The organism is Streptomyces sp. NPDC020983 (assembly GCF_044333485.1).
In the GTDB taxonomy this organism is placed as follows: Bacteria; Actinomycetota; Actinomycetes; order Streptomycetales; family Streptomycetaceae; genus Actinacidiphila.
Window position 1 is genome coordinate 318962 of record NZ_JBIRRA010000003.1, and the last position, 25708, is coordinate 344669.

The following is a 25708-nucleotide window of genomic DNA, read 5'->3' on the forward strand; positions in this document are numbered from 1 at the left end:
CCGGATGGCGGTGTACCAGGGGATTTCATCACAGCGGGGTGCGGTGCCCGGCCGGCGCGGCCGGCGGGCGCGGGGAGCGCGTCAGCCAGCGTCGGCGAGGGTGAGCTTGTGCAGCTGGTCGGCGGGCCCCGGCCTGCCGTAGTACCAGCCCTGCGCGGTGTCGCAGCCCAGCGTGCGCAGGTGGTCGGCCTGGACGCGGGTCTCGACGCCCTCGACGGTGACGGTGAGGCCGAGCGCGTGCGCGAGGGTGACGATGCACTCGACGATCTTGAACTCCATCGGATCGGCCGGCTGCTGCCGCATGCCCCGGGTGAAGGCGCGGTCGAGCTTGAGCACGCTGACCGGAAGCCACCGCAGCGAGGCGAGGTTGGAGTAGCCGGTGCCGAAGTCGTCCAGCGCTATGGCGACCCCGAGGTCGGCGATCCGCCGCAGCGGTTCGAGGGCGTCCTTGTCGGCGCCGATCAGCGCGCTCTCGGTGACTTCGAGGCACAGCGCGTCCGGTTGCAGACCGCTGTCGTCGAGGACGGCGGCGACGTCCGCGACGAGGCCGCGGTGGCCGAGCTGCACGGGCGAGAGGTTGACGTTGATCCGGGGCGGGGGCCCGGGGCAGTGCGTGTCCTGCCGCCACTCCTGGGCCTGCCGTACGGCCTGCTCCAGCACCCAGCGGCCGAGCGGCACGATCTGCCCGGTGCTCTCGGCGAGCGGGATGAACTGGTCGGGGCCGAGCACCCCGTGCACCGGGTGGCTCCAGCGCACCAGCGCCTCGGCGCCGAGCACGGCGTTGTCCTCCATGCCGATGAGCGGCTGGTACTCCACGAAGAACTCGTGGTGGCGCAGCGCGCTGGGCAGCTGGTTCGTCAGGCCGTGCCGGGTGATCGCGCGGGCGTCGGCGTCCGGGTCGGCGACCTCGTAGCGGTTGCCGCCGCGCTCCTTGGCGCGGTACATCGTGATGTCGGCGCTGCGCAGGATGTCGGCCGGGCCGCGGCCGCCGACCGGGCCGTGCACGACGCCCACGCTGCCGTGCACCGGCAGCTGGCGGTCGTCCAGCAGCACCGGGGTGGACAGCGCCCCGAGGATGCGCGCGGCCAGGTCGGTGACGGCCCGCCGGCCGGGCGGGTCCGCGTAGACGGCCACGAACTCGTCGCCGCCGATCCGGGCGACGAGCTGGTCGGGCGAGGTGACGCACGCGCGCAGCCGGTCCGCGACGGCGACCAGCAGCCGGTCGCCGACGGCGTGGCCGAGGCTGTCGTTGACGGCCTTGAAGCCGTCGAGGTCCAGGTAGCAGACACCGATGTCGCGGCGGCCGCCCCCGGCGGACTCTTCGAGCGCCTGGTCGAGCCGTTCGAAGAACAGCGCCCGGTTGGGCAGCCCGGTGAGCGCGTCGTGGGTGGCCTGGTGGCGCAGCCGGTCCAGCAGCCGGCGCCGCTCGGTGACGTCGTCGAGCAGCGCGAGCTGGTAGCGCGGCTGCCCGGCGGCGTCGCGCAGCAGCGACACCTGGACGTCGGCCCACAGCACCGAGCCGTCGGCGCGCGGGTAGGCCTTCTCGATCTGGTAGTGGTCGCGCTCGCCGCGCACCAGCTCGCGGTTGACGTCCCCGGTGTCGACGGAGCTCTCCGGGTGCAGCCAGTCGCCGGTCCGGCGCTGGCGGATGAACGCCTCGCTGCCGAACATCCGCACGAGTGCCGCGTTGATCTCCAGGATGGTGCCGTCGAGCTCGGCGATGCCGATCCCCACCGCGGCGGTCTCGAAGACGGCCCGGAAACGGGCCTCGCTCGCGGCGAGCGCGCTCTCCGCCTCGCTCTTGGCGTTGAGGGCCGCGCGCGAGATGGACTCCTGCTCGCGCAGGGTGCGTTCGCGCAGCGCGTGCGCGAAGCCCACCGCCACGGCGTGCTGGAGCCGCGAGCAGCGCGCCCGGCACTCGTCGGCGGGCAGGCCGAGTTCGGGGCCCGGGCCGCAGTAGAGGACCAGGTAGGCGTCGATGACGCCGAGGATGCTCGGCAGTGCCTCCGGGTCGGTGCAGTGCGCCGCGACCAGCCCGGTGCCGACCGGTACGGCCGCGCGCGGGTCGAAGCGCTCGGCGTGCAGGGCGTCGCGCAGCACGGCGGCCAGCGGGAGGAGGTGCTCCTCGAACTCCGCCTTGGTCATCGACGTGGCCGTCACCGGGTAGATCGCCCGGCTCCAGATCGCCGCGAAGCGCGCCAGGCTGTCGTCGTCCACCGCCGTCACCGGGCCCGGGCCGTACCCGGCGAAGAACGGTCGCACGGTCACGCCTTCAGCCCCACACCGGCGAGGCCGGTCAGGACGACGGGGTCGAGGTCGTCGCCGGGAGGGGAGTCGGGGCGCCAGTACGGGAGCGTGACGACACCCGGCTCGACCAGCTCGAAGCCGGTGAAGAAGCGTTCCACCTCGGGGAGCGTGCGCAGCACCAGCGGGGTGCGGGTGCGCTGGTAGACCTTGGCGACCTCGCGCTGGTCGTCGTTCAGCGGCGTCTCGTGGGTGCCGTGGGTGACGACCAGCAGGCTGCCGGGTGCGAGCGCGTCGCGCAGGGTGGCGACCACGCCGTAGGCGTCGTCCTCGTCCTCGGACAGGAAGTGCAGCACCGCGACGAGCAGCAGCGCGACCGGCCGGTCGAGGTCCAGCAGCCGCCGGGTCTCGGGGTGCTCCAGGACGCCGCGCGGGTCACGCAGGTCGGCCGCGGCGATCGTGGCGTGCGCGTTGCCGTCGAGCACCGCCTTGCTGTGCTCGACGGCGACCGGGTCGTTGTCGACGTAGACGACGTTCGCCTCGGGGTTGAGGGCGTGCACCACCTCGTGCACGTTGCCGAAGGTGGGGATGCCCGAGCCGATGTCCAGGAACTGCGTGATGCCCCGGCCCACCGCGTAGCGCACCGCGCGGCGCATCATCGCCCGGTTGGCCTGCCCGACCCTCGGGATGCCCGGCATCGCCTCCAGCGCCGTCCTGGCCGCCTCCCGGTCCACCTCGAAGTTGTGCGAGCCCCCCAGGAAGTAGTCGTACACCCGCGACACACTGGGCACGTTGATGTCGATGCCGGGGGGTGCCCAGGAGGGTCGCTCAGTCACGGTGGGAGTCTCCAGGTCGAGGGGCCGGGTGGACGCGTCCGGAGCAACTGCCGCGGACAGGAGGCCGCTTGTCCCTGTGAGGCTACTGATCGTGTGTTCGGAGCGAAACAACCAACCGGAGACGCTACGTCCGTTTTCGGTCAACAACCACCGGCATGTGCACCTGCGAAAACGCGCCACGGCGAATTCGCGCAGAGGAAGCGGGCCGACCCCACCACGATGATGGGCCCGCGGCGTGCAGCGCCGCGGGCCCGTCATCGATTTTCGGCCAATCTCCACCGGCCGGGTGTGGTCACGCTCCGGTCAGCAGGCGCCCTCGTCCTGCCACACGCCCCACTCGCCCGTGGTGCCGGGCTCCTCGTTGGTCGTCCACCACTTGGCCTTCCACAGGTGCCCCTTGTGCGCGACCTCGTTCCCGCCCGTGTAGACCGCCGAGGCGCTCCACTCGGCGGCGGTGCACGTGCCGCCGCCCGGGGAGGTCGGCGGGGTCGTCGGAGGCGTCGTCGGCGGGGTGCTGGGCGGTGTGGCGCCGGCGAACTTCACCGAGAACTTGGCGAACTCCCAGTTGCTCTGCGGCACGCTGCTGCACGTGCCCGACGTGGTCTGGTTGTCCGGCGGGGTGCACTGCCGGTCCCGGTTGAGCGACCAGAAGGTGAAGCGGGCCATGCCGTGGCCGGTCGCGTAGTCCAGCACGGTCTGGAAGTCCGACTGGTAGAAGTACTCGCCCGCGTCACTGCGGCCGTTCATGCCGGAGAAACCCTCGTGGGCGTACGCCGTCGCGGCGTCCCAGCCGAAGGTGGTCCTCAGCAGGCCGTTGAAGGCGGTGAGCGCCGCGGTCTGGGCGGCGGCGCCGTTGAAGCCGCCGTCGAAGGGCATGATGGAGAAGTTGTTGGGCGTGAAGCCCTGCGCCTTGGCCTCGTTGAGCATCTGCTGGCCGAACCAGCCGGTGCCGGCCGCGGTACCGGCGGTGGTCACCGAGATGTACAGGCCCGGGTTGTTCTGCTGGAGGATCTTGGCCGCGCCGATCTCGTGCGCGACGGCCGCGGTGTTCTCGTACTCCGGCTCCTCCAGGTCAAAGTCCATCGCCTTGAGCTGGTACTTGTTGATGACCTGCTGGTACGCGGCCGCGGTCGAGGCCGCGTCGGAGCACGCCTGGCCGAGCTTGGTGCCGCCGTAGCCGCCGATCGAGACGGAGACGTCCCCGCCCTTGGCGCGGATCGCGGAGATGACGCCGGCGACGGGGGTGTCCGACGAGACCGCGCTCGTACCGCTCCACGTGGGCGTGCAGCCGCCGCCGTTGGGGGCCAGGATGAAGGCGAGCTGGAAGGCCTTCAGGCCGGTGGCGTCCATGATCGCGGTCGCGTCCGGCGGATTGTTGTCGGTCGGCATCAGATACGGGGCGGCGGCGTACCACTGGCTGCCCAGGGCGGTGGACGCCGCCGTGGCGCCACTGGCCTGCCCGGCGCCGACGGTGGCCGCGGCGCCCAGCCCGGCCACGGCGAGCGCGGCCGCGGCCACGCCCGAACCCAGTGCTTGGAGACGCTTCACGTCTGGAACCTCCTGTGGGGGAACGTGCCAGCAGAATCCAGCTCTGACCCGAGCACGTCAATGAGTTGGTCCAGACCTTTAGAGCAACCCACAAATTGGTCGAGACCAATTTGTGGTGATGCGGCACGCCGGCGCCCCGCCCGGCCGGGGGCACGTCGCTGCCGCGGCGGGGCGCGGGAGCGCGAACGGCCGGTGACCCGCGGCGGCCCCGCGGCAGGGGCGCGGTCCGCAGGCGGCGGGTCGGCCGGGGGTCGCGCCGCTACCGCGGCAGGGCGGGGCGGGACGCGAGTGCGCGAACAGCCGGTGACCGGCGGAGGCCCCGCGGCAGGGCACGGTCGGGCCGGGCGGCACGGCGGTCCGCGGGCGGCGGGTCGGCCGGAGCTACGCCGCTGCCGCGGCAGGGCGGGGGGCGCGGGGCGCGAACAACCGGTGACCGGCGGAGGCCCCGCGGCAGGGCACGGTCGGGCCGGGCGGCACGGCGGTCCGCGGGCGGCGGGTCGGCCGGAGCTACGCCGCTGCGGCGGCAGGGCGGGACGCGAGAGCGCGAACAGCCGGTGACCGGCGGAGGCGTCGGCCCCGCCTGGCGGACGGCGGCCAGCGGACGGGCCGGGCGGGGCGGGCGGGAGCGGCGGCGGGTAACCGCGGGGTGGCTGCATGCGCACGCCCCCGCTCGGCCTTCCGGCCGGCGGGGGCTGTCGTCGCGTGCGGGCTATCGCCGGCGACGGCTGGTGTGCCACCCGAACGGGCCCGGGAGGTCCGCACTGGTGGTGGTGCGGCCGGTGGAGCTGAAGGTGCGTTTGAACCAGCGCGGTCCGACGGTGAACGAGCGGGACTTCTTGCCGACGTTGAGGCGTACCCCCGGCAGGATCTTCCACGACTTGCGGAACGTGAACGGCATCGGTCCTCCTGAATGTCCGTGTGGTGACCGCCTACCCCGAAGCCGCCCGGTGTTGCCCGGGCGGCCGGGCGCATGTGCCTGGGGGCCGGTGCGCGTAAGGGGGCGCCGGATCAGCGGGGTTGACCGCACAGCCCGTCGTGGCCCGTCACGCGGCCCGGCGGGCGCCGCCTACGCCCCGGGCAGGGTCTCCTGCTCCACCTCGAACCGTCCGGGCCGGCGGACGGCGGGATCCCCGCCGAGCTTGCGCCGGCACCCCTCCCCCGCCCCGTACCGTCGCGCCTCCCGCGACGTGAGGGGCCGGCCGCACATCCCGCACCGGACCACCGCACGCCCCGCCGGTTCCTCGTCCGCGGTGAGACCGGGCAGCGGGGCGGGGCGGTCAGGCGCCGGCACGGGGCCGACCGTAGAAGCTCGCACGGACCCGCCGCAGCCACGCCTCGGCCGGGGCCTCGTCGGGCTGGTCCGGCAGCGGGCTGCGCGTCTCGTCGAACAGCGACTCGAACCGCTTGAGCATCGGCAGGGCACGCATCGCGTCGGCCGCGACCTCGTCACCGAACCGGTGGTAGGCGTCCGGGTCGTCCACACGGACGTTCAGGCGGCCGGTGGCGTACACCTCGAAGCCCTGGTGGCACAGTCGCATCAGGTGCCGGGCGTGCTTCGCGGTCCGTTTGCGGGTGTCCGCGGAGAAGGACCCGTCGCCCCGGTCGTACAGCCGCTTGAACTGCTGCGTGGCGTACCCGAGGTAGGCGTCGCGGACCCGCTTCGCCGACAGCAGCGAGCCGCGTATCCCGATGAGCTCGTCCCCGAGCGGGGTCCGCACGTCGTACAGCTCGTCAGGCAGCCACACGAGTTCCGTGACCGTCGGGTTGCCGCCGAGCGCGAGCCGGCACCACTTCGCCGCCTCGTGGAGGGTCCGGTCGGGACGGGTGGTGACGTGGGATTCCTTCGGGGCGTGCAGCCCGTGCAGGGACTCGGTGGGGGCGGCGAACACGCCGAGGCGGTCGATGTCGGAGCCCTCCCGGGCGAGGCCGTAGGCCGTGGAGCCGACGATGCCGGACAGCAGGACGTTCACCGGTACCTCCTCGGGTCACGGCGATGATCTCCCGGCCACGGCGCGGAGCGCGACAGGGTTTCGGCTCGCCCCGCGGCCGGAAGGGGCCGCCCTCCGGGGGTCCGGAGTGGCGGCCCCCCGCGTGTCAGACGACGCCGACCGAGGCGAGCGCACGCCGCTGTCGCGGCGAGACCTTCGCGGGGAAGTAGAGGTAGCAGACGCCGCCGCTGCCGCCGCTGGTGCCGCCCGAGGCGTTGATGCGCTTGGTGCGGAGCCAGATCGTTTCGAACTGGGCCCGCTTGTAGACGTTGCGGACCGCGGCGTCGCTGTTGCTCGCGGGGTCGTTGGCGATCACGTCGCCCTCCGCGGTGAAGCCGACCAGCGCCATCAGGTGGCCGGACGTGCCGTAGCCGGCGCCGTCCAGCTCGGAGGCCAGGAAGGACTGGGACGTTATCACCGGGATGCCGGCGGCGATCAGCGTCTCCACGTCGCTGAGCGAGCGCAGCCGGGTGATGACGCCCTGCATGTCCGGGTAGGTGGCCGCGTAGGCCGCGTTGAAGGGCCAGTTGCCGCAGCCCTCGTACTGGTAGTCGTACGTGTAGCGGGCGCCCTGGTCGACCTGCGGGTCGGCGTAGGACGGGTCGACCCATGCCAGCTGCTCGGCCGTGGGGCCGCGGCCCCAGTACTCGATGACCATCGTCGAGGACGTCGGGCTGCACCACGCCTCGCCGCCGTTGTCGTACTCCGGGTACTGGCCCTTGTGGATGTTCTGCGAATACGCCGGGACGGGCAGCTCCACGCCCGCGCCCACGCCCGGCACGGAGGCCGGCACGGTGAAGCGGTCCGGGATGTCCGACGCCATCGCGCCGAGCCGCCACACACGCGGTGTGAGCGTGCTGCCGGGCTTGCGGAAGAGGGTGAGGCGCAGCCGGTACGACGCGAGGAGCGGGCCGGTGGAGGCGTCGTCGACGGAGAAGGTGTCCGTCCAGATGCTGCTCCTGCCGTCCGTCTGGTCGTCGACGGAGGTGCGCCGGATGTCCTCGGGCCCGTCGCCCGCGGTCCAGCGGCCCATGACGTACGCCGGGGTGTCGGTGCCGTCGGTGTAGGTGCCCAGCAGCTCGACCTGGAGCCAGGTGCCCGCCGGGGTGTGCGCGTTCCAGGACGCGATGAGCTCCGTCGCCGGGTGCGGGACCTCGCGCACCGGTGACGTCCAGGACGCGGACTCCCAGGTCGCGGTGAGGCCGGTGTGCGGGTCGGTGTAGTCGAGGGAGCCGGTGGCGCGGCCGATCTCCAGCCCGGGCCGCACGCCGGGCACCGGGCGGGTCCCGGAGTGCGCGCCGGACAGCCAGTCGGGGAAGGCCGTCCAGCTGTGGTAGTCGACCGGGGCGTCGTCGGCCGCGGCGGTGCCGGCCTGCCCGGGGTGCGCGGCGCCGGGCACGGCCGGTGCGGCGGGCGCCGCCGCCGCGGGCCGCGCGACGGCGGCGGTGGTGGCGGCCGCCGCGGCGGCCAGCGCCGCGGTGATGACGGTACGGCGGGGCGCGTTACTGGTCATGGCTGAATCCCCTTCGTTTCCCTCGGCGTTGCTCGTTCCTGGGCGCGCCCGGGCAGGCGTGGGCGCCCCTGCGCGCCGCCGGCGGGCAGGTCGCACCACCATGGCAGCACGACCCGCCCTTCCACCAGGCTTTCCGGCCGCGTGGCGGCACCGTCATTGGTCTGTTCCAGTGACGCCGTCCCGCCGCTCAGCCGGGCAGCACCACGAGGTCGCGCCCGGTCAGATTCAGCCGCTCGCCGCCGTCCTCGGTGCACACCGCGATGTCCTCGATACGGGCCCCGTAGGTGTCGGGCAGGTAGATGCCGGGCTCGATGGAGAAGGCCATGCCGGGCGCGAGGGCGCGGCTGCTGCCGGCCACGATGTACGGCTCCTCGTGCGACTCCATCCCGATGCCGTGCCCCGTGCGGTGGATGAAGTGGTCGCCGTAGCCGGCGGCGGAGATGATGTCGCGGCCGACCGCGTCCAGCTGCTCGGCGGTGATGCCGGGCCGCACCGCCTCGGTCTGCGTGGTCTGCGCGCGCAGCAGCACCGCGTACAGCTCGCGGAATCCCGCGGGGGGCTCGCCGACGGCGTAGGTGCGGGTGGAGTCCGAGCAGTAGCCCTCCGGGGTGGTGCCGCCGATGTCGACCACGACCGGGTCGCCGGTGCGGATGACCCGGTCGGACACCTCGTGGTGCGGGCTCGCGCTGTTGGGGCCGGAGCCGACGATGACGAAGTCCACGGTCGCGTGGCCGGCCTCGACGATGGCGTCGGCGATGTCGCGGGCGACCTCCCGCTCGGTGCGGCCGGGGCGCAGCCACTCCCCCACCCTGCGGTGCACCCGGTCGATCGCGGCGCCGGCGCGGCGCAGTGCCGCCACCTCCGCGGGGCTCTTGCGCACCCGCAGCTCCCTCAGTACGTCGCCCGCCAGGCACGCCTGGGCGTCGGGCAGCGCCGCCTGGAAGGCCAGCAGCTTCTCGGCCCACATGTGGTTGTCCACCGCGAAGCGCCGCACGCCCGGGGGCAGCCGGCGGGCGATCGTCTCGTACGCGTCGTCGGTCTCGCCGAAGCTGGTGATGTCCAGGCCCAGGCGGCCGGCCGGCGAGGCCGTCGCGGCGGGGTGCTCCAGCGCGGGCACCACGAGGAACGGATCGGCCTCGGCGGGCACCACCAGGCATGTCAGCCGCTCCAGTGGCAGCGCCTGGTAGCCGGTCAGATACCGCAGGTCCGCGCCCGGCGAGACCAGCAGCGCGTCGAGGCCCGCGTCGCCCGCGGCCTTCCTGGCGAGGGTGAGGCGCTCGGCGGGGTGGAGCGCGTCGGCATTCTGCTCGGTTACGGTCACGCCGCCCACGGTAAACGCCCGGCCTGCTCCGGGCGCCGCTATTTCCCGGCACGCCGCGCGCCTCCCGGACCGCGTGCCGCCGGGGTGTCCGGCGGGGCGCGTAGGGTCCTGGGGCATGGACGACGGACAGGGCCTGTCCCTGCGCGAGGTGGCCGCCGCGCTCGGCGTACTGCCGCCCTCCTGCGGTCCCGTCCGGCTGGTCGCCGTCGACGGGCACGCGGGCTCCGGCAAGACCACGCTGGCCGGACGGCTCGCCGCGGAGCTCGGCGGGGCGCCGGTGGTGCACACCGACGACCTCGCCACCCACGAGGAGCCGTTCGGCTGGGAGGGGCGGTTCGCGGCGCAGGTCGCCGGGCCCTTCCGTGCCGGGCGTGCCGCACGGCACGAGGTCTACGACTGGACGGCCCGGCGGTTCGCGTACAGCCGCGAGGTACCGGCGGCGCCGGTGGTGCTCGTGGAGGGCGTGGGGGCCGGGCGCCGGACCCTGCGGCCGCACCTCGCCCTCACGCTGTGGCTGGAGGTCGACCGGGACACCGCGCGGGGCCGCGGGATCCGGCGTGACGGCCCGGCGCTCGCACACTTCTGGACCGGGTGGTCGGCGGCGGAGGACGCGCACTTCGCGTCGGACCCGACGCGGCCGTACGCCGATCTGCTGGTCCGTCAGACGCAGGACGGCTACCGCGCGGTGCCCGGTTCCGGGCGCGGACCTGCGGAGACGGCTTGACCGCTTGGCGGCGAGCAATTACGTTTTCAACCAAGCGGTCCCGGAAGACCGCTTTCCGTAGCACGGAGCCCCCGGTTGTTCCCCCGTGACCGGGGGCTCCGTCTGCCTCCTGTCCCCGCCCGCGCCCTCCTCCGCGCCGAGCCGCCCCTCCCCGCCTCCGCGGGACCCTTCCCTGCCGGCGGTGCGGCGCGCACGGGGCACCCGGGAGGAGCGCCCCGGGGCGTGCACGGGCGCGGGGTCCGCCCCGGGAGAAGCCCCGCGCGCGAGGAGCCCCTCCGGGCAACCCCCCGCAGGGGCCACGCACTCTACGGCCCCGCCCTCTTCGCGGGTACGATGCGACAAGGTCGCGGTGGTGTCCCGGGGAGTCACCACATGCTTCAACTCCCGTGTGCCGCCTACCGGTTGGCGGCGGGAGCCGTCGGCGAGGGGCGCGGGGCAACGAGGGTGGGGACCACATGGACTTCGGCACCGACCGCGCGGGCGGCCCTGCCGATCTCGCCTGGCTGCGCGGCATCGACGCGTACACGGTGGGCGCCTACGCCCAGGCCGAGGAGGAGTTCCGGACCGCGGTGCGGCTGGACCAGGGGATGGCCGACGCCTGGCTCGGACTGCACGCGCTGCGCGCGGACACCGCGACCGCCCTGCTCCAGATGTACCGGCACCGCGACCGCTTCGGCGAGCAGCGCGCCGCGCACCGCCGCACGCTGAACTCCTGGTACTGGCTGGGCTGGTGGGTGCAGCCGGTGCTGGAGACCAGCCGCGACCTGCTGCTCGCGCACGCGAGCCACTGGCTGGACGGCCGGCACGTCGCCGAGCTGGACCGCGCGCTCGCGGACTGCCCGCCGGTCGACACCGATCCCCAGGTGCGCTTCCTGCACGCCTGCCGGGCGTATCTGGTCAAGGACTGGGAGCATCTGGTCCGGCACACCGAACCACTGCTCGGCGACCAGCTGCTGGGGATCGAGGCGGGCCTGTTCGGCGGGATGGCGCGGGTGCGCCTGGAGATGTGCGGGCAGGCCGAACCGCTGCTGTCCGCGGCCCTGATGCGCTGCCGCAGCGAGCAGCCGCAGCGCAAGGAGCTGCGCTACTGGCTGGCCAGGGCGTACGAGGGCACGGGCCGTACCGCCGCGGCCGTACCGCTGTACCGGGCGGTGCACCGGGTGGACCCGGCGTTCATGGACACCGCGGCACGGCTGGCCGCGATACACGAGACGGACGACGGCCTGGACGAGGGCGCGGGCCTGGCCACCGCGGTGTCGCTGGCCGGCGGGCAGGCGGTCCCGGAGGGCGCCGCGGACCTGGAGGCCGGACTGTACGCGGACCCGGGCGACGGACGGCCGTCCGCCGTCCCGGAACCGGCCGAGGTGGACGACGTGCTGCTCGGGCCGGTGGGCCCGCCGGAGGAGGACCCGCGCGACCGCGGCGCCGCCCCGCCGGCGGGCGGGCCGCAGGCCCCGCTGCCGCTGGGCGGCTCGGATCCGGCACTGCTGGCGCAGGCGCTCGCGGAACTGGACCGGATGGTGGGCCTGGAGCCGGTGAAGCGCCAGGTGCGCGCGCTGTCGGCGCAGTTGCGGATGGCCCGGCTGCGGGCCGGGCAGGGGCTGCCGGTGCAGCCGCCGAAACGGCACTTCGTCTTCTCCGGTCCCTCGGGCACGGGCAAGACCACCGTGGCCCGCATACTGGGCCGGGTGTTCTACGCGCTGGGCCTGCTCGGCGGCGACCACCTGGTGGAGGCCCAGCGGTCCGATCTGGTCGGGGAGTTCCTGGGCCAGACCGCGGTCAAGGCCAACGAGCTGATCGACTCGGCGCTGGGCGGTGTGCTGTTCGTCGACGAGGCCTATGCGCTGTCCAACTCCGGTTACAGCAAGGGCGACGCCTACGGCGACGAGGCCCTCCAGGTGCTGCTCAAGCGCGCCGAGGACAACCGGGACCGGCTGGTGGTGATCCTCGCCGGCTATCCCGAGGGCATGGACCGGCTGCTCGCGGCCAACCCGGGTCTCGGCTCGCGCTTCACCACCCGGGTGGACTTCCCGAGTTACCGCCCGGTCGAGCTGACGCGGATCGGCGAGGTGCTGGCCGCGGAGAACGGCGACCACTGGGACGACGAGGCGCTCGACGAGCTGCGCGCGATCAGCGGCCACGTGGTGGAGCAGGGCTGGATCGACGAGCTGGGCAACGGCCGACTGCTGCGCACGCTGTACGAGAAGAGCTGCGCCTACCGCGACCTGCGGCTGTCGGAGTATCCGGCGACGCCGACCCGCGACGAGCTGGCGACGCTGCGGCTGCCGGACCTGATGCAGGCGTACGGCGAGGTGCTGTCGGGCCGCGGCCCCGGCGTCCCGCCGTCCGACCCCGCGGAGTAGCGGGGCCGGACGGCGCGGGCGTCAGCGGACGAGCTCGCCCGGCACCGCGCGCTGCGCGGGGTGCGAGGGGTCCCGCACCTCCCCCACCAGCATCTCCAGGACGTCCTCCAGCGCCACCAGGCCGAGCACCCGGCCGCTCGCGTCGGCGACGGCCGCGAGGTGCGAGGCGGCCCGCCGCATCGAGGTGAGAGCGTCGTCCAGCGGCAGGTCGGCCCGCAGCGTGGTGATGGGCCGCCACAGCCGGCGCGGCACGGGGCGGTCCTGGTCCTCCAGGTCCAGCACGTCCTTGACGTGCAGGTAGCCGAGGTAGCCCGGGCCGGACTCGGCGGCGACCGGGAAGCGCGAGTATCCGGTGCGTACGGTCAGCTCCTCGACCTCCTTCGCGGTCGCGGTGGGGGCCAGGGTGATCAGCTCGTCGGGCGTGAGCAGCACCTCGGTGACCGGACGGCTGCCCAGTTCGAGGGCGTCCTCCAGGCGCTCCTGCTCGTCGGAGTCCAGCAGCCCGGCGCGCCGGGCGTCCTCGACGAGCACCGTCAGCTCGGCACTGGTGAAGACCGACTCGACCTCGTCCTTGGGCTCGACGCGGAAGGCGCGCAGGATGAGCCGGGCGCCGGCCCCGAGGACCACGATGACCGGCTGGAAGACCCGGGCGAAGCCGATGAGTCCGGGGCTGAGCCACAGCGCGGTCTTCTCCGGGTCGGCCATCGCCAGGTTCTTCGGCACCAGCTCGCCGATGACCAGGTGCAGGAAGACCACGAGCGCCAGCGCGAGCACGTAGCCGACCGGGTGGACGAGGTCCTCGGGCATGCGGGCGGCGGAGAAGACCGGCTCCAGCAGGTGCGCGACGGTGGGCTCGGCGACCGCGCCGAGGGTCAGCGAGCAGACGGTGACGCCGAACTGCGCGGCGGCCATCATCTGCGGCAGGTTCTCCAGCCCGTACAGCACGGTGCGGGCGCGGCGGTGGGTCGCGGCGAGCGGTTCGACCTGGCTGCGGCGGACGGAGACCAGGGCGAACTCGGCGCCGACGAAGAAGCCGTTGGCGAGCACCAGCAGCAGCGCGAAGGCCAGCATCAGCACGTTCACCGGCCCTCACCCGCCTCGTCCGCGGCGGCGTCCGGCGCGGGCGCGGTGCGCAGGATGCGCACCCGCTCGGCACGGTGGTGGCCGACCTCGGCGACGCGCAGCCGCCAGCCGGGCAGCTCCGCGGTGTCGCCCACCGCGGGGATCCGCCCGAGCAGGTCGGCGACCAGCCCGGCGACGGTCTCGTACGGGCCCTCGGGCGCCTCCAGGCCGATCCTGGCCAGCGTGTCGATCCGGCAGCCGCCGTCGGCGTCCCACGCGGGACGCCCGTCCTCCGGCGGGGCCTGGGCCAGTTCGGGCAGGTCGACGGCGTCGTGCTCGTCGCGGACCTCGCCGACCAGCTCCTCGACGATGTCCTCCAGGGTGACGACGCCTGCGGTGCCGCCGTACTCGTCGACGACCACGGCGATGGGCTGCTGGCTGCGCAGCAGTTCCAGCAGGGGCTGCGCGGCGAGCGTCTCGGGCACCAGCAGCGGGACGACCGCGATGCGGCTGACGGCGGTCCGGTCGCGCAGCTCGGCGGGCACCGCGAGGGCGTCCTTGAGGTGCACCATGCCGACGATGTCGTCGAGCCGGCCGCGGTAGACGGGGAAGCGGGACAGGCCGGTGGCGCGGGTGAGGTTGAGCACGTCCGCGGCGGTCGCGGTGTCCTCCAGGGCGCTCACCCGCACGCGCGGGGTCATCACGTTCTCCGCGATGAGGTCGCCGAGCGAGAGGGTGCGGACGAACAGGTCGGCGGTGTCCTGTTCGAGCGCGCCGGCCTGCGCGGAGTGCCGGGCCAGCGACACCAGCTCGGTGGGGGTGCGGGCGGAGGCCAGCTCGTCGGCGGGCTCCACGCCGAGCATCCGCACCAGGCGGTTGGCGGCGCCGTTGAGCAGCTCGATGACGGGCCGGAAGGCGCGGGAGAAGGCCCGCTGCGGCCCGGCGACCATACGGGCGACGGCGAGCGGCCGGGAGACCGCCCAGTTCTTGGGGACCAGCTCGCCGATGACCATCTGCACCGCGGACGCGGCCATCATGCCGGCCACCACGGCGATCCCGGGGGCCGCGCCGTGCGGGATGCCCGCGGCCCGGATCGGGCCGGTGAGCAGGTCGGCGAGGGCGGGTTCGGCGAGCATGCCGACGACCAGCGAGGTGATGGTGATTCCGAGCTGGGTGCCGGACAGCTGGAAGGACAGTTTGCGCAGGGCCGCCACGACGCCGGCGGCGCGCCGGTCGCCCTCGGCCGCGGCGCGTTCGGCGGCCGGGCGCTCCACGGTCACCAGGCCGAACTCGGCGGCGACGAAGAAGCCGTTGGCGATGATCAGGACGAAGGCCGCTGCGAGGAGCAGCAGGGACGTGCTCATGAGGCCGCCGCTCCGGGTTTTCGGGCGGGAGGGGCGGCGCTGGTACTACCGGACGGTGCGTCCATCGGGGTGTGGGTGTCACTCCTCGGTCGGGCGGGCAGATCGGCGGGCCGCGCACGTGACGCGCGGCCTCGCTCCAGAGTAGTCAACAGGCCGCCGACCGCGAAGGACGGCGGGGTGTGCCTTCACGGCGGCCTCACCGCGGGCCGGCGCGGGGCCCTGCGTCCGCTTCACCCCGCGTCACGCCCGGTGCCGTGCGCCTCACCGAGCACGGTGACCAGCTCGCGCAGCAGCCGGGCGTCGGCGAGGGCCTGCCGGCGGGCGATGCCGGGCTGGATGCCCATGACGGCGAGCGTGGTGCCGTCGGCGAGGTCCAGGTGCACCCAGGCGTCGCCCGGGCGCAGCCGCACGCCGAGGATCTCCGCCCAGGCCAGCCGCCGGCGGACGATCACGTTGACGACGGTGAGCCCGTCGCGGTCGGCGACCGCCTTGGGGCGGCTGAGCAGTGCGAGGACGCCGAGCGCGAGGACCCCGACGGCGGCGATGCTGACGCGGTCGCCGGTGGTCCACGGCGAGGCGCCCTCGGACGGCATGAGCACGGCGAGGGCGCCGAGCGTGGCGAGCAGCAGGACGCCGACCGTGAGCAGGACCACGCGGGTGAGCAGCGGCCGGAAGGTCACCGGCAGCCGCACGGCGGCGCCGCCGGGGCCGCGGCCTGGCTCGCGGTCCGCGCCGCCGCCGGGCGCGGTCACAGCCGGGCGGCGTGGATGCCGGTGGTGAGGATGGCGCGGGCGCCGAGGTCGTACAGCTCGTCCATGATCCGCTGGGCGTCGTCGGTGGGGACCATGGCCCGCACCGCGACCCAGCCCTCGTGGTGCAGCGGGGAGACGGTCGGCGACTCCAGGCCCGGGGTGAGGGCGACGGCCTGGTCGACGTGCTCGGCACGGATGTCGTAGTCCATCATCACGTAGCGGCGGGCGACCAGGACGCCTTGGAGGCGGCGCAGGAACTTCTGCACCTTCGGGTCGTCGGCGGGCGCGCCGACCGGGCGGACGACGACCGCCTCGGAGGCCATGATCGGCTCGCCGAAGGTCTCCAGGCCGGCGTTGCGCAGCGAGGTGCCGGTCTCGACGACGTCCGCGATGACCTGGGCGACGCCGAGCTGGATCGCGGTCTCCACGGCGCCGTCGAGGTGGACGACGGTGGCGGACACGCCGTTGTCGGCGAGGTGCTTCTCGACGACGCCCTCGTAGGAGGTGGCGACCGTCATGCCGCCGAGGTCGGCGACGCCCGCGGCGGTGCCGGGGCGGGCGGCGTAGCGGAAGGTGGAGCGGGCGAAGCCGAGCTGGAGGATCTCCTCGGCGCTGGCGCCGGAGTCCAGCAGCAGGTCGCGGCCGGTGATGCCGATGTCGAGGCGGCCGGAGGCGACGTAGATGGCGATGTCGCGCGGGCGCAGGTAGAAGAACTCCACGTCGTTGGCGCTGTCGAAGAGCACCAGTTCCTTGGACTCCTTGCGCTGCCGGTAGCCGGCCTCATGGAGCATGGCCGCCGCGGGTCCGGACAGCGAGCCCTTGTTGGGGACGGCGATGCGCAGCATGGGGTGGGGTTCCTTCGCTCGGAGCGGTGTCAGGGGGGTGGTGCGGGGGGTGCGTGCGGGACGCGGACCGACCGTACGGCCCGCGCGCGGACGGCGCGGGCCGCACGGCTCACAGGTGGGCGTACACGTCGTCCAGCGAGATGCCGCGGGCGACCATCATCACCTGGACGTGGTAGAGCAGTTGGGAGATCTCCTCGGCCGTGGCGGCCGGGCCCTCGTACTCGGCGGCCATCCACACCTCGGCGGCCTCCTCGACCACCTTCTTGCCGATCGCGTGCACGCCCTTGCCGACCAGCTCGGCGGTGCGGGACGTGCTGGGGTCGGCCGTGGCGGCCTTGTGCTGCAGCTCGGTGAAGAGCTGCTCGAATGTCTTGTTGGCCATGGTGGTCCTAGCGTACGGGGAAGCGCGGACCGCTCAGCGCCACGGCTCGGATAGTGAACGGATCACGGCCGCGGTGGCCACCGCGGCCGTGACCGCTTCGTGCCCCTTGTCCTCGTTCGACCCGGGAAGTCCCGCGCGGTCGAGCGCCTGCTCCTCGGTGTCGCAGGTCAGCACGCCGAAGCCGACCGGCACCCCGGTGTCCACGGTGACCTGGGTGAGGCCGGCGGTGACGCCCTGCGAGACGTACTCGAAGTGCGGGGTGCCGCCGCGGATGATGACGCCGAGGGCCACCACCGCGTCGTAGCCGCGGGCGGCGGTCGCCTTGGCGACCACGGGCAGCTCGAAGCTGCCCGGCACGCGCAGCAGCGTCGGCTCCTCGATGCCGAGGTCGCGCAGGGCGCGCATCGCCCCGTCCACGAGGCCGTCCATCACCTGCTGGTGCCACTGGGCCGCGATCACCGCCACCCGCAGGTCGCCGCAGTTCTTGACGGTCAGCTCGGGGGCGCCCTTACCGCTCACTTCTCTCCTCGGTGCTCAGTGCCGTTGCCGGCCTCGACGGTGCGGGGGCGGGCCACGGTCTCCAGCCAGGGCAGGTCGTGCCCCATCCGGTCGCGCTTGGTCCGCAGGTACCGCAGATTGTGCTCCCCGGCCCCGACCGGCATCGGCTCGCGTCCGAGGACGTCGAGGCCGTGCCGGACCAGCGCGCCGGTCTTGGCGGGGTTGTTGGTGATCAGCCGCAGCGAGCGGACCCCGAGATCGGCCAGCACCTGCGCGGCGGCGCCGTAGTCGCGCGCGTCGGCGGGCAGTCCGAGTTCGAGGTTGGCGTCCAGGGTGTCGCGGCCGCGCTCCTGGAGTTCGTAGGCGCGCAGCTTGGACAGCAGGCCGATGCCCCGGCCCTCGTGGCCGCGCAGGTACAGCACCACGCCGCGGCCCTCGCCGGCGATCCGCCGCAGCGCCTCCTGCAGTTGCGGGCCGCAGTCGCAGCGCTGCGAGCCGAAGACGTCGCCGGTCAGGCACTCGGAGTGGACGCGCACCAGCACGTCGGTGCCGTCCCCGAGGTCACCGGCGACCAGCGCGATGTGCTCGACGCCGTCGGCGGTGCTGCGGTAGCCGTAGGCGCGGAAGTCGCCGTAGGCGGTGGGCAGCGTCGTGGCGGCCTCGCGGCGCACGGTCGGCTCGGCGGAGCGGCGGTAGGCGATCAGGTCCTCGATGGAGATGATGGCCAGGCCGTGCTTGCGGGCGAAGGGCACCAGGTCGGGCAGCCGGGCCATGGTGCCGTCCTCGCGGGCGATCTCGACGATCGCCGCGGCCGGGCGCAGCCCGGCGAGCCGGGCGAGGTCCACTCCGGCCTCGGTGTGGCCGGCGCGGGTGAGCACGCCGCCGCTGCGGGCGCGCAGCGGGAAGACGTGGCCGGGGCGGACGAAGTCGGCGGGCACGCTGGTGGACTCGGCCAGCAGCCGGATGGTGGTGGCGCGGTCCGCGGCGGAGATGCCGGTGGTCACGCCGTGCGCGGCCCCCGCGTCGACCGAGACGGTGAAGGCGGTGCGCATGGACTCGGTGTTGGAGTCCACCATCTGCGGCAGCTCCAGCCGGTCCAGGTCCGGCGCCTCCATCGGCACGCAGATCAGCCCGCGGCACTCGGTCATCATGAACGCCACGGTCTCCTGGGTGATCTTCTCGGCGGCGACGACGAGATCCCCCTCGTTCTCCCGGTCCTCGTCGTCGACGACGACGACCGGGCGGCCCGCCGCGATGTCCGCGATCGCCCGCTCCACCGGGTCCAGGCGCAGATCCTCGCCGTCGAACCAGTCGTCCTGCAGTGCGGTCACGGCACTCATGCCGTCACTCCTTCCGCGACGGTGCTGCTCGGGCGGACCCGGGAGCCGGCGTCGGGCCGGCGGGTCTGCTGCCACCAGGCGTACATCCCGGCGACGACCAGGACGAAGTAGACGATGTAGACCAGGCCCGAGAAGGGCAGGCCGCTGTGGAAGTTGAGCGGCACCCCGACCACGTCGACGGCCAGCCAGGCGAACCAGAACTCGACCCAGCCGCGTGCCTGGGCGTACATCGCGGCGAGCGTGCCGGTGAAGATGTACGCGTCCGGCCACGGGTTCCACGACAGGGACGGGTAGGCCAGGAAGAGCCCGGCGACCGCCGCGGTGCCGGCGCCGGTGGCGACGGCCAGCACGGCGCGCTCCCGCCAGGTGGCGAAGCGGATCGCGACCCGCCCGGCGTCGTCGGTGCGGCCGCCGCGCCAGCGGAACCAGCCCCACACCGCGACCGTGACGACCACGAACTGCTTGCCGACGCCGCCCCCCAGGTGCGCCGACCAGAACGCGGCGACCAGCACCACGCCGGACAGCAGCTGGACGGGCCAGGTCAGCATCGCCCGCCGCCAGCCCAGCGCGAGGGCGGCCAGGCCCAGCAGGTTGCCGATCATGTCGGACCACATGACGTGCTGGTCGAAGGCGGTGAACGCCTCGCTGTTCAGCCAGTGCAGGGCGCTCATCGCACGTCTCCCGCGGTTCCGGGGGCCGCCGCGCCGAGCATGCGCTCGACGTACTTGGCGATGACGTCGACCTCCAGGTTGACCGGGTCGCCGGGCTGCTTCACGCCGAGCGTGGTCAGCTCCAGGGTGGTCGGGATGAGGCTGACGGTGAAGAAGTCGGCGGCGGCCTCGACGACGGTGAGGCTGATGCCGTCGACGGTGATCGAGCCCTTCTCGACGACGTACCGCGACAGCTCGGCGGGCAGCGAGATCCTCACGATCTCCCAGTGCTCGCCCGGGGTGCGCTCCAGCACCGTGCCCGTGCCGTCGACGTGCCCCTGCACCAGGTGCCCGCCGAGCCGGCCGCCGAGGGCCATCGGGCGCTCCAGGTTGACGCGCGAGCCGGGGCGCAGCGCGCCGAGGCTGGAGCGCTTGAGCGTCTCGTCCATGACGTCGGCGGTGAAGCTGCCGTCGCCGAGGTCCACGACGGTCAGGCACACCCCGTTGACGGCGATCGAGTCGCCGTGCTTCGCCCCTTCGGTGACGACGGGTCCGCGGACGGTGAAGCGGGCGGCGTCGGACTGCTCCTCCACCGCGGTGATCTCACCCAGTTCTTCGACGATTCCGGTGAACACGTCACTTCTCCTGTGCAGCAGTGGGGACGGCGGTGATACGCAGGTCTGGCCCGAGGCGGGCGACGTCGGTCACGTCGAGCCGCAACGCCTGCGCGAGGGTGCTGATTCCGGCCGGGCCGAGGGCGTTCGGTCCCGCGCCCAGCAGCGCGGGCGCGAGGTAGCCGACGACGGTGTCGACGGCGCCGGCCGCCACGAAGGCGCCGGCGAGCGTCGGCCCGCCCTCCAGCAGGACGGAGCGGACCCCGCGGGCGTGCAGCTCGGCGAGCAGCGCCGTCACGTCCAGCCCGCGGGAGGCGCCGGCAGCAAGGCCGGGCGCGTAGGGCAGGCGTACGACCTCCGGGCCGTCGAGGGCGTCGAGGTGGGAGGTGTCGGCGTCCTTGGCGACGGCGACGAGGGTGGGTGCGGCGTCGTCCAGGACGCGCGCGGTGGTGCGGATGCGGGCGCGGGTGTCGACGACGACCCGCAGCGGCTGCACGGCCCCTTCGACGCCGCGCACCGCGAGGTGCGGGTCGTCGGCCAGCAGTGTGCCGGAGCCGGCGACGACCGCGTCGGCCTGCGCGCGCAGCCGGTGCACGTCGGCACGGGACTGCTCGGAGGTGATCCAGCGGCTGCTGCCGTCCGCGGCGGCGACCCGGCCGTCCAGGGTGGCCGCGTACTTCCACAGCACGTAGGGGCGGCCGCGGCGCACCGAGGTGAGCCACGCGGTGTTGACGGCCTCGGCCTCGGCGGCGAGCAGCCCGCTCTCGACGTCCACGCCCGCGGCGCGCAGCGTCGCGGCGCCGCCGGACGCGGTGGGGCTGGGGTCGGCGACGGCGTAGACGACCCGGGCGATCCCGGCGGCGACGAGCGCCCGGGCGCAGGGGCCGGTGCGGCCGGTGTGGTTGCACGGTTCGAGGGTGACGACGGCGGTCCCGCCGCGGGCCGCGGCACCGGCCGCCTCCAGGGCGTGGACCTCGGCGTGCGGGCCGCCGGCCTTGCGGTGCCAGCCCTCGCCCGCGGGCCTGCCGGCCGCGTCGAGGATCACGCAGCCGACGACGGGGTTGGGGGCGGTCGCGCCGAGGGCGCGTGCGGAGAGCGCGACGGCTCGGCGCATCGCGTCGGTTTCCGTGGTGGTGGCCACCGGGTCCTCCTGCCGCTTCGGGCACGGACTCCGGGGCTTCAGCGCGCGTACACGCCCGGGCACCCCACCTTGCTGCCGGCAGGCCTCCTGCGACCTGCCGCCGTGGCGGCGCACCGTCGTGAACGCACGCCGCGCACTGCCTCCCATCCGGACTTTCACCGTCGGTCCAGGAATTTCACCTGGTCAACCGGCCACTGGATGCGGCCGGGTCGCGGACTGTAACCGCCGGTTCGGAATTACACCGACCCCGGAGTGCGCGTACGTCACTAAGTACGCCCCCAGTCTGCCACGCCTGACCCGTACCGCTCCAGGGCGTTTCCGGGCGGCCCCGCCCCGGCGGATGTGTGTTCCGCCACTGCGCCGCCCGGTGCACGCGTGCGCCGCCCCCGCCGGGGGCGCCCGCCCGGGGGTGCGCGGGCCTCCCCGGCCGCCGCGCCGGGACGTCAGCCCGGGACGTCAGCCCGCCGGGGCGAAGACCGCTTCCTGGGCCGAGTCCATCGCCGTGATCACCGCGCCGCGCAGGATGGGGCCGGACGGGATCGCGGTGGGCACCACCGTGGTCCGCAGCGGGGAGAGCCGGGCCAGGCGGTCGCCGACGCGGTCGGCGAGGTCCTGGCCGCCGGCCGCGCCGACCTCGCCGGCCAGCACCAGCAGGCCGGGGTCGAGGACCGCGCAGATCGCGGCGACGCCCACCGCGATCCGGTGGGCCAGCTCGTCGAGGAAGCCGGGGTTCCCGGCCTGCACCGCCGACGCGGCGGCCGCCGCGTCGGCGGGGGCCGCGGTGCGGATGCCGTGCTCGCGCGCCAGCGCGCACACCGCGCGGCTGCCGGTGAGACCGTGGTAGCCGTCGTCGCAGTTGGTGGCGGTGGGCAGCCGCCCGCTGGTGGACACCGGCAGGAAGCCGACCTCGCCGGCGCCGCCGGAGAAGCCGCGCCGCAGCCGCCCGTCGAGGACGAGGGCGGCTCCGACACCGCCGCCGATCCACAGCAGCACGAACGTCTCGTCCGGCGCGCCGCCGCGCACCCGCTGCTCGGCGACCGCGGCGAGGTTGACCTCGTTCTCCAGCAGCACCGGCACGCCGATCCTGCGCCGTACCTCGTCGACGAGGTCGCCGTGCCAGGTGGGCAGCTCGCCGGTGACGGCGAGCCGTCCGGTGACCGGGTTGACCAGCCCGGGGGCGCCGCAGGCGACGGTGTGCAGGGCGGTGCCGGAGGCGGCGCCCAGCAGCAGCTGCACGCCGCGCTCGACGGTGGCGGCGGGGTCGGCGTCCGGTGCGACGGCCAGCGCGGCCCGGGTGACGGTGTGGCCGAGGAGGTCGGCGATCTCCACCCCGATGCTGTCGACCCGTACGTCGAGCCCGGCGACGTGCGCCCGGTCGGCGACGATGCCGTAGACCCGCGCGTTGGGCCCGCGGCGGGCGGCGCCGGACTCGCCGACGACCTCGATCAGTCCGGATTCCTGGAGGCGCTCGACGAGATCGGCGACGCTGGGCCGGGAGAGCCCGGTCAGCTCCTTCAACTGCGCGGCGGTGAGCGGCCCCTCCTGCTGGAGCAGGCGCAGGGCGAGCCGGTCGTTGATGGCCCGGGCCGTACGCGGTGACGCGTTCCTGGCGGGGTGCGCGCGGGTGGCGGTCATGCGGGGGATCCTTCCAGACCGGTGGCTTCCCGGGGCTTAACTTTCAGGCAGGCTTCCTGATAGTTTACGCACCATGACGACGCGTGCCCCTGACCCCAGCTGGACGCCCGCCCGGGTGCGCCGCTCCCATCTGGCGATCGCCACGGTCTTCGCGGTGCACGGCGCCGTGCAGGGAACGTTCGCCACCCGCATCCCGTGGATCAAGGACCACCTGGGGCTCAGCGCGGGCGAACTCGGCATCGCGCTCGTCTGCCCGGCGATCGGCTCGGTGCTGATGATGCCGCTGGCCGGCCGGCTGATGCACCGGCTGGGCTCGCGCGCCGCGCTGCGGGCACTGCTCGCGCTGTGGTGCGCGGTGCTCGTGCTGCCGCCGCTCGCACCCGGGCTGCCCTTCCTGTGCCTGGCACTGCTGGCGTTCGGCGCCAGCGCCGGCATGGCGGACGTCGTGATGAACGCGGTCGGCGTCGCCGTGGAGGAGCGCAAGGGCAAGTCGATCATGTCCGGCCTGCACGGCATGTGGAGCGTCGGCACGCTGGTCGGCGCCGCGGTCGGCGTGCCCGCCGCGCACGCCCGGCTGGACGGGCGCGTCCACCTCGGGGTGGTCGCCGCGGTGCTGGTGGCCGGCGCGCTGCTGCTGTGCTCGCAGGTGCCCGACCTGCGCCCGGCGGCCGACGAGGAGGCGCCGCCGCGCTTCGCGCTGCCGCCGAGGTCCGCGCTGGTGATCGGCGCGATCGGCTTCTGCGGCGTCTTCGCCGAGGGCGGCACCGCCGACTGGTGCGCGGTCTTCCTGCGCGACGTCGCGAACGCCTCGCCCGCGGTGGCGGCGCTCGCCTACACCGCCTTCTCCTGCACCATGGCCACCGCCCGGCTGCTGGGCGACATCGCGGTCCGCCGGCTCGGCGCCGTCACCGCGATCCGGGTGGGCGGCGTGATCGCCACCGCCGGCGGCCTGCTGGTGGTGTTCGCCCACGCCCCGGCCCCGGGCATCGCGGGCTTCGCACTCATCGGCATCGGCATCTCCGTGGTGGTGCCGCTGTGCTTCGCGGCCGCCGGGCGCAGCGGGACCAACCCGGCGCGCACGATCGCGGGCGTCGCGACCGTCACGTACACCTCGGGCCTGGTGGCCCCCGCCGCGATCGGCGGCATCGCCGGGGCGTCGTCGCTGACCGCCTCCTTCGGCCTGGTCACGGTGCTGACGCTGGGCCTCGTGCTCGGCGCGGGCGTGGTCGGGACGCACGGCGGTGCGCGTGCGGGGGCGGCCGCAGCCGCGCCCGAACCGGCGGCGTCGGTGGCCGCCGACTGAGCCCGCCGGGGGGCGGGGCCCCGACCGGAGTGGGAGCCGGTCCGGTGTCATCCGCCCCCCGGCGCATCCCCTTCCCCGCGGTGGGCGTCGTCCGCGGCCGAGGGGGAGGCCGTCCGCAGGCCGGCGGGCGCGGCCAGGCGCAGCGCGTGGTAGCCGGCCAGCACCAGAACGGTGCCCAGCGCGATGCCGCTGAGCGAGAAGGTGTCGGTGATCTTCAAGGTGACGTTGCCGATGCCCGCGACGACGCCGCCCGCGATCGGCACCAGGTTGACCGGGTTGGCCAGGTCGACCCGGTTCTCCACCCAGATGCGCGCGCCGAGCAGGCCGATCATGCCGTAGAGGATGACGGTGATGCCGCCCAGCACCCCGCCGGGGATCGCCGCGATCACGGCGCCGAACTTGGGGCACAGGCCGAAGAGGACCGCGAAGCCGGCGGCCGCCCAGTAGGCGGCGGTGGAGTAGACGCGGGTCGCGGCCATCACGCCGATGTTCTCGGCGTAGGTGGTGGTGGCCGGGCCGCCCAGGGCGCTGGAGAGCACGGTGGTGCCGCCGTCCGCGGCGATGGCGGTGCCGAGCACCGGGTCCAGCCGGTCTCCGGTCATCTCGCCCACCGCCTTGACGTGCCCGGCGTTCTCCGCGACGAGGGCGATCACCACCGGCAGCGCGACGAGCACCGCGGAGCCGTCGAAGGAGGGCGCGTGGGTGCTGGGCCAGCCGAACCAGGCGGCGTGGCCCACCTCGTGCAGGTCCAGCCGCCAGTGGCCGCCGGTGCTGCCCGCCGGGGTGTGCCGGACACCGATCTGGCCGAAGACGCGGTCGAAGAGCCACGAGACGCCGTAGCCGAACAGCAGCCCGAGGAAGATCGCGATCCGGCCGGCGAAGCCGCGCAGCCCGACGAGCGCGAAGCCGGTGAACAACAGCGTCAGCAGTGCGGTCCACTGGTCCTGCGGCCAGTACGTCCCCGCGGCGACGGGCGCGAGGTTGAAGCCGATGAGCAGCACCACCGCGCCGGTCACCGGCGGCGGCAGCACCGCGTGCACCACGCCCGGGCCGAGCGCGCGCACCGCGAGGCCGCACGCGCACAGCACCGCGCCGACGACCAGCAGCGCGCCGGTGAGGGTCGCGCTGTCACCGCCCTGCGCGCGGATGGCCGCGGCCACGCCGACGAAGGACAGACTGCTGCCCAGGTAGCTGGGGACGCGCCCGGCGGTCGCGAGCAGGAAGAGCACGGTGGCGACGCCGGACATCAGCACGGCCAGGTTGGGGTCCAGCCCCATCAGCACCGGGGCCACGAAGGTCGCGCCGAACATCGCGACGACGTGCTGCGCTCCCAGCCCCACGGTGCGGCCCCAGCCGAGCCGTTCGCCGGGCGCGACCACCTCGCCCGGGCGCGGGCTGCGGCCGTCACCGTGCACCGTCCAGCCCACTCCGCGCACCATGTGCCCCGCTCCTCGCCGCCGACCCCGCCGTGTGCGTCCTCAACGTAAGCGGCCGGTGGCGGGCGGCACGGACGCGGGAGGGCCGCACCGCGGTGTTCATACGGTCGGCGCACACGCCGTGCCGGGGGGAGGACCTGCCGCGCGGA

The 25708-nt window shown here is 74.5% G+C and carries 23 protein-coding genes and 1 riboswitch; of the genes, 3 read left to right on the forward strand and 20 right to left on the reverse strand.

Going from position 1 to position 25708, the window contains the following annotated elements; genetic code table 11:
- Positions 1-81: 81 nt before the first annotated feature.
- The 8 genes from ACH4SE_RS07720 to ACH4SE_RS07755 form a co-directional block, all read right to left on the reverse strand.
- On the reverse strand, positions 82-2262 hold the full coding sequence (locus tag ACH4SE_RS07720; RefSeq protein WP_398542680.1) for a putative bifunctional diguanylate cyclase/phosphodiesterase: 2181 nt from the start codon (positions 2260-2262) through the stop codon (positions 82-84).
- A gap of 2 nt (positions 2263-2264) precedes the next feature.
- Entirely contained in the window at positions 2265-3080 is an 816-nt protein-coding gene (locus ACH4SE_RS07725) for an SAM-dependent methyltransferase (protein ID WP_398542401.1), read from the reverse strand.
- A 303-nt stretch (positions 3081-3383) separates the two neighbouring features.
- Positions 3384-4628 carry a carbohydrate-binding protein gene (locus tag ACH4SE_RS07730; RefSeq protein ID WP_398542402.1) on the reverse strand — a complete coding sequence of 415 codons (1245 nt, stop codon included), beginning with the start codon at positions 4626-4628 and terminating at the stop codon, positions 3384-3386.
- A 709-nt stretch (positions 4629-5337) separates the two neighbouring features.
- The gene (locus ACH4SE_RS07735) at positions 5338-5526 is read right to left on the reverse strand and encodes a DUF4236 domain-containing protein (RefSeq protein WP_398542403.1); all 189 of its coding nucleotides are present in this window, start codon (positions 5524-5526) and stop codon (positions 5338-5340) included.
- Positions 5527-5694: 168 nt separating this feature from the next.
- Positions 5695-5943, reverse strand: coding sequence for a DUF6011 domain-containing protein (locus ACH4SE_RS07740; RefSeq protein ID WP_398542404.1), 249 nt, complete (start codon positions 5941-5943; stop codon positions 5695-5697).
- Positions 5906-6598, reverse strand: a complete 693-nt coding sequence (locus ACH4SE_RS07745; RefSeq protein WP_398542405.1) for a DNA polymerase beta superfamily protein — start codon at positions 6596-6598, stop codon at positions 5906-5908. Before ACH4SE_RS07745 ends, ACH4SE_RS07740 begins: the two co-directional genes overlap by 38 nt.
- Positions 6599-6722: 124 nt before the next feature.
- Positions 6723-8129 carry a peptidase C39 family protein gene (locus ACH4SE_RS07750; RefSeq protein ID WP_398542406.1) on the reverse strand — a complete coding sequence of 469 codons (1407 nt, stop codon included), beginning with the start codon at positions 8127-8129 and terminating at the stop codon, positions 6723-6725.
- Between the two features lie 187 nt (positions 8130-8316).
- Positions 8317-9450, reverse strand: coding sequence for a M24 family metallopeptidase (locus ACH4SE_RS07755; protein ID WP_398542407.1), 1134 nt, complete (start codon positions 9448-9450; stop codon positions 8317-8319).
- A 115-nt stretch (positions 9451-9565) separates the two neighbouring features.
- Here ACH4SE_RS07755 and ACH4SE_RS07760 point away from each other — a divergent pair, with 115 nt between their 5' ends.
- Positions 9566-10174, forward strand: coding sequence for a uridine kinase (locus ACH4SE_RS07760; RefSeq protein ID WP_398542408.1), 609 nt, complete (start codon positions 9566-9568; stop codon positions 10172-10174).
- 455 nt (positions 10175-10629) lie between these two features.
- Positions 10630-12537, forward strand: a complete 1908-nt coding sequence (locus ACH4SE_RS07765; RefSeq protein WP_398542409.1) for an AAA family ATPase — start codon at positions 10630-10632, stop codon at positions 12535-12537.
- 21 nt (positions 12538-12558) lie between these two features.
- Here ACH4SE_RS07765 and ACH4SE_RS07770 read toward each other — a convergent pair whose 3' ends face one another.
- The 11 genes from ACH4SE_RS07770 to ACH4SE_RS07820 all read right to left on the reverse strand — a co-directional run bounded on the left by ACH4SE_RS07770 (position 12559) and on the right by ACH4SE_RS07820 (position 22820).
- Positions 12559-13608, reverse strand: coding sequence for a hemolysin family protein (locus ACH4SE_RS07770; protein ID WP_398542681.1), 1050 nt, complete (start codon positions 13606-13608; stop codon positions 12559-12561).
- Positions 13609-13616: 8 nt separating this feature from the next.
- Positions 13617-14963 carry a hemolysin family protein gene (locus ACH4SE_RS07775; protein ID WP_398542410.1) on the reverse strand — a complete coding sequence of 449 codons (1347 nt, stop codon included), beginning with the start codon at positions 14961-14963 and terminating at the stop codon, positions 13617-13619.
- 230 nt (positions 14964-15193) lie between these two features.
- The gene (locus ACH4SE_RS07780) at positions 15194-15655 is read right to left on the reverse strand and encodes a PH domain-containing protein (RefSeq protein ID WP_398542682.1); all 462 of its coding nucleotides are present in this window, start codon (positions 15653-15655) and stop codon (positions 15194-15196) included.
- Between the two features lie 56 nt (positions 15656-15711).
- Entirely contained in the window at positions 15712-16560 is an 849-nt protein-coding gene (hisG, locus tag ACH4SE_RS07785; protein ID WP_398542411.1) for an ATP phosphoribosyltransferase, read from the reverse strand.
- 109 nt (positions 16561-16669) lie between these two features.
- Entirely contained in the window at positions 16670-16942 is a 273-nt protein-coding gene (locus tag ACH4SE_RS07790) for a phosphoribosyl-ATP diphosphatase (protein ID WP_398542412.1), read from the reverse strand.
- Between the two features lie 33 nt (positions 16943-16975).
- Entirely contained in the window at positions 16976-17461 is a 486-nt protein-coding gene (ribH, locus tag ACH4SE_RS07795) for a 6,7-dimethyl-8-ribityllumazine synthase (RefSeq protein ID WP_398542413.1), read from the reverse strand.
- Positions 17458-18780, reverse strand: coding sequence for a bifunctional 3,4-dihydroxy-2-butanone-4-phosphate synthase/GTP cyclohydrolase II (locus ACH4SE_RS07800; RefSeq protein ID WP_398542414.1), 1323 nt, complete (start codon positions 18778-18780; stop codon positions 17458-17460). The genes ribH and ACH4SE_RS07800 overlap by 4 nt, the downstream gene beginning before the upstream one ends.
- Complete coding sequence (locus tag ACH4SE_RS07805; RefSeq protein WP_398542415.1) at positions 18777-19451, reverse strand: nicotinamide riboside transporter PnuC; 675 nt, start codon at positions 19449-19451, stop codon at positions 18777-18779. The genes ACH4SE_RS07800 and ACH4SE_RS07805 overlap by 4 nt, the downstream gene beginning before the upstream one ends.
- Entirely contained in the window at positions 19448-20065 is a 618-nt protein-coding gene (locus ACH4SE_RS07810) for a riboflavin synthase (RefSeq protein WP_398542416.1), read from the reverse strand. Before ACH4SE_RS07810 ends, ACH4SE_RS07805 begins: the two co-directional genes overlap by 4 nt.
- A gap of 1 nt (position 20066) precedes the next feature.
- On the reverse strand, positions 20067-21185 hold the full coding sequence (ribD, locus tag ACH4SE_RS07815; protein WP_398542417.1) for a bifunctional diaminohydroxyphosphoribosylaminopyrimidine deaminase/5-amino-6-(5-phosphoribosylamino)uracil reductase RibD: 1119 nt from the start codon (positions 21183-21185) through the stop codon (positions 20067-20069).
- A 129-nt stretch (positions 21186-21314) separates the two neighbouring features.
- A riboswitch (FMN riboswitch) is annotated at positions 21315-21445 on the reverse strand.
- Positions 21446-21641: 196 nt separating this feature from the next.
- Entirely contained in the window at positions 21642-22820 is a 1179-nt protein-coding gene (locus ACH4SE_RS07820; protein ID WP_398542418.1) for an ROK family transcriptional regulator, read from the reverse strand.
- 73 nt (positions 22821-22893) lie between these two features.
- Between ACH4SE_RS07820 and ACH4SE_RS07825 the strand changes: the two genes are divergently transcribed.
- Entirely contained in the window at positions 22894-24123 is a 1230-nt protein-coding gene (locus ACH4SE_RS07825) for an MFS transporter (protein WP_398542419.1), read from the forward strand.
- A 47-nt stretch (positions 24124-24170) separates the two neighbouring features.
- Here the strand turns inward: ACH4SE_RS07825 and ACH4SE_RS07830 are convergent, their stop codons facing one another.
- Positions 24171-25562, reverse strand: coding sequence for a uracil-xanthine permease family protein (locus tag ACH4SE_RS07830; RefSeq protein WP_398542420.1), 1392 nt, complete (start codon positions 25560-25562; stop codon positions 24171-24173).
- Between the last annotated feature and the right edge of the window lie 146 nt (positions 25563-25708).

What these genes read in the sequence shown, in the direction of transcription:
- ACH4SE_RS07775 (WP_398542410.1), bottom strand. Translation starts at nt 14,963, where the DNA reads ATGAGCACGTCCCTGCTGCTCCTCGCAGCGGCCTTCGTCCTGATCATC.
- ACH4SE_RS07825 (WP_398542419.1), top strand. Translation starts at nt 22,894, where the DNA reads ATGACGACGCGTGCCCCTGACCCCAGCTGGACGCCCGCCCGGGTGCGC.
- ACH4SE_RS07800 (WP_398542414.1), bottom strand. Translation starts at nt 18,780, where the DNA reads ATGAGTGCCGTGACCGCACTGCAGGACGACTGGTTCGACGGCGAGGAT.
- ACH4SE_RS07805 (WP_398542415.1), bottom strand. Translation starts at nt 19,451, where the DNA reads ATGAGCGCCCTGCACTGGCTGAACAGCGAGGCGTTCACCGCCTTCGAC.
- ACH4SE_RS07830 (WP_398542420.1), bottom strand. Translation starts at nt 25,562, where the DNA reads ATGGTGCGCGGAGTGGGCTGGACGGTGCACGGTGACGGCCGCAGCCCG.
- ACH4SE_RS07770 (WP_398542681.1), bottom strand. Translation starts at nt 13,608, where the DNA reads ATGCTGGCCTTCGCGCTGCTGCTGGTGCTCGCCAACGGCTTCTTCGTC.
- ACH4SE_RS07750 (WP_398542406.1), bottom strand. Translation starts at nt 8,129, where the DNA reads ATGACCAGTAACGCGCCCCGCCGTACCGTCATCACCGCGGCGCTGGCC.
- hisG (WP_398542411.1), bottom strand. Translation starts at nt 16,560, where the DNA reads ATGCTGCGCATCGCCGTCCCCAACAAGGGCTCGCTGTCCGGACCCGCG.
- ACH4SE_RS07760 (WP_398542408.1), top strand. Translation starts at nt 9,566, where the DNA reads ATGGACGACGGACAGGGCCTGTCCCTGCGCGAGGTGGCCGCCGCGCTC.
- ACH4SE_RS07765 (WP_398542409.1), top strand. Translation starts at nt 10,630, where the DNA reads ATGGACTTCGGCACCGACCGCGCGGGCGGCCCTGCCGATCTCGCCTGG.
- ACH4SE_RS07820 (WP_398542418.1), bottom strand. Translation starts at nt 22,820, where the DNA reads ATGACCGCCACCCGCGCGCACCCCGCCAGGAACGCGTCACCGCGTACG.
- ACH4SE_RS07790 (WP_398542412.1), bottom strand. Translation starts at nt 16,942, where the DNA reads ATGGCCAACAAGACATTCGAGCAGCTCTTCACCGAGCTGCAGCACAAG.
- ACH4SE_RS07735 (WP_398542403.1), bottom strand. Translation starts at nt 5,526, where the DNA reads ATGCCGTTCACGTTCCGCAAGTCGTGGAAGATCCTGCCGGGGGTACGC.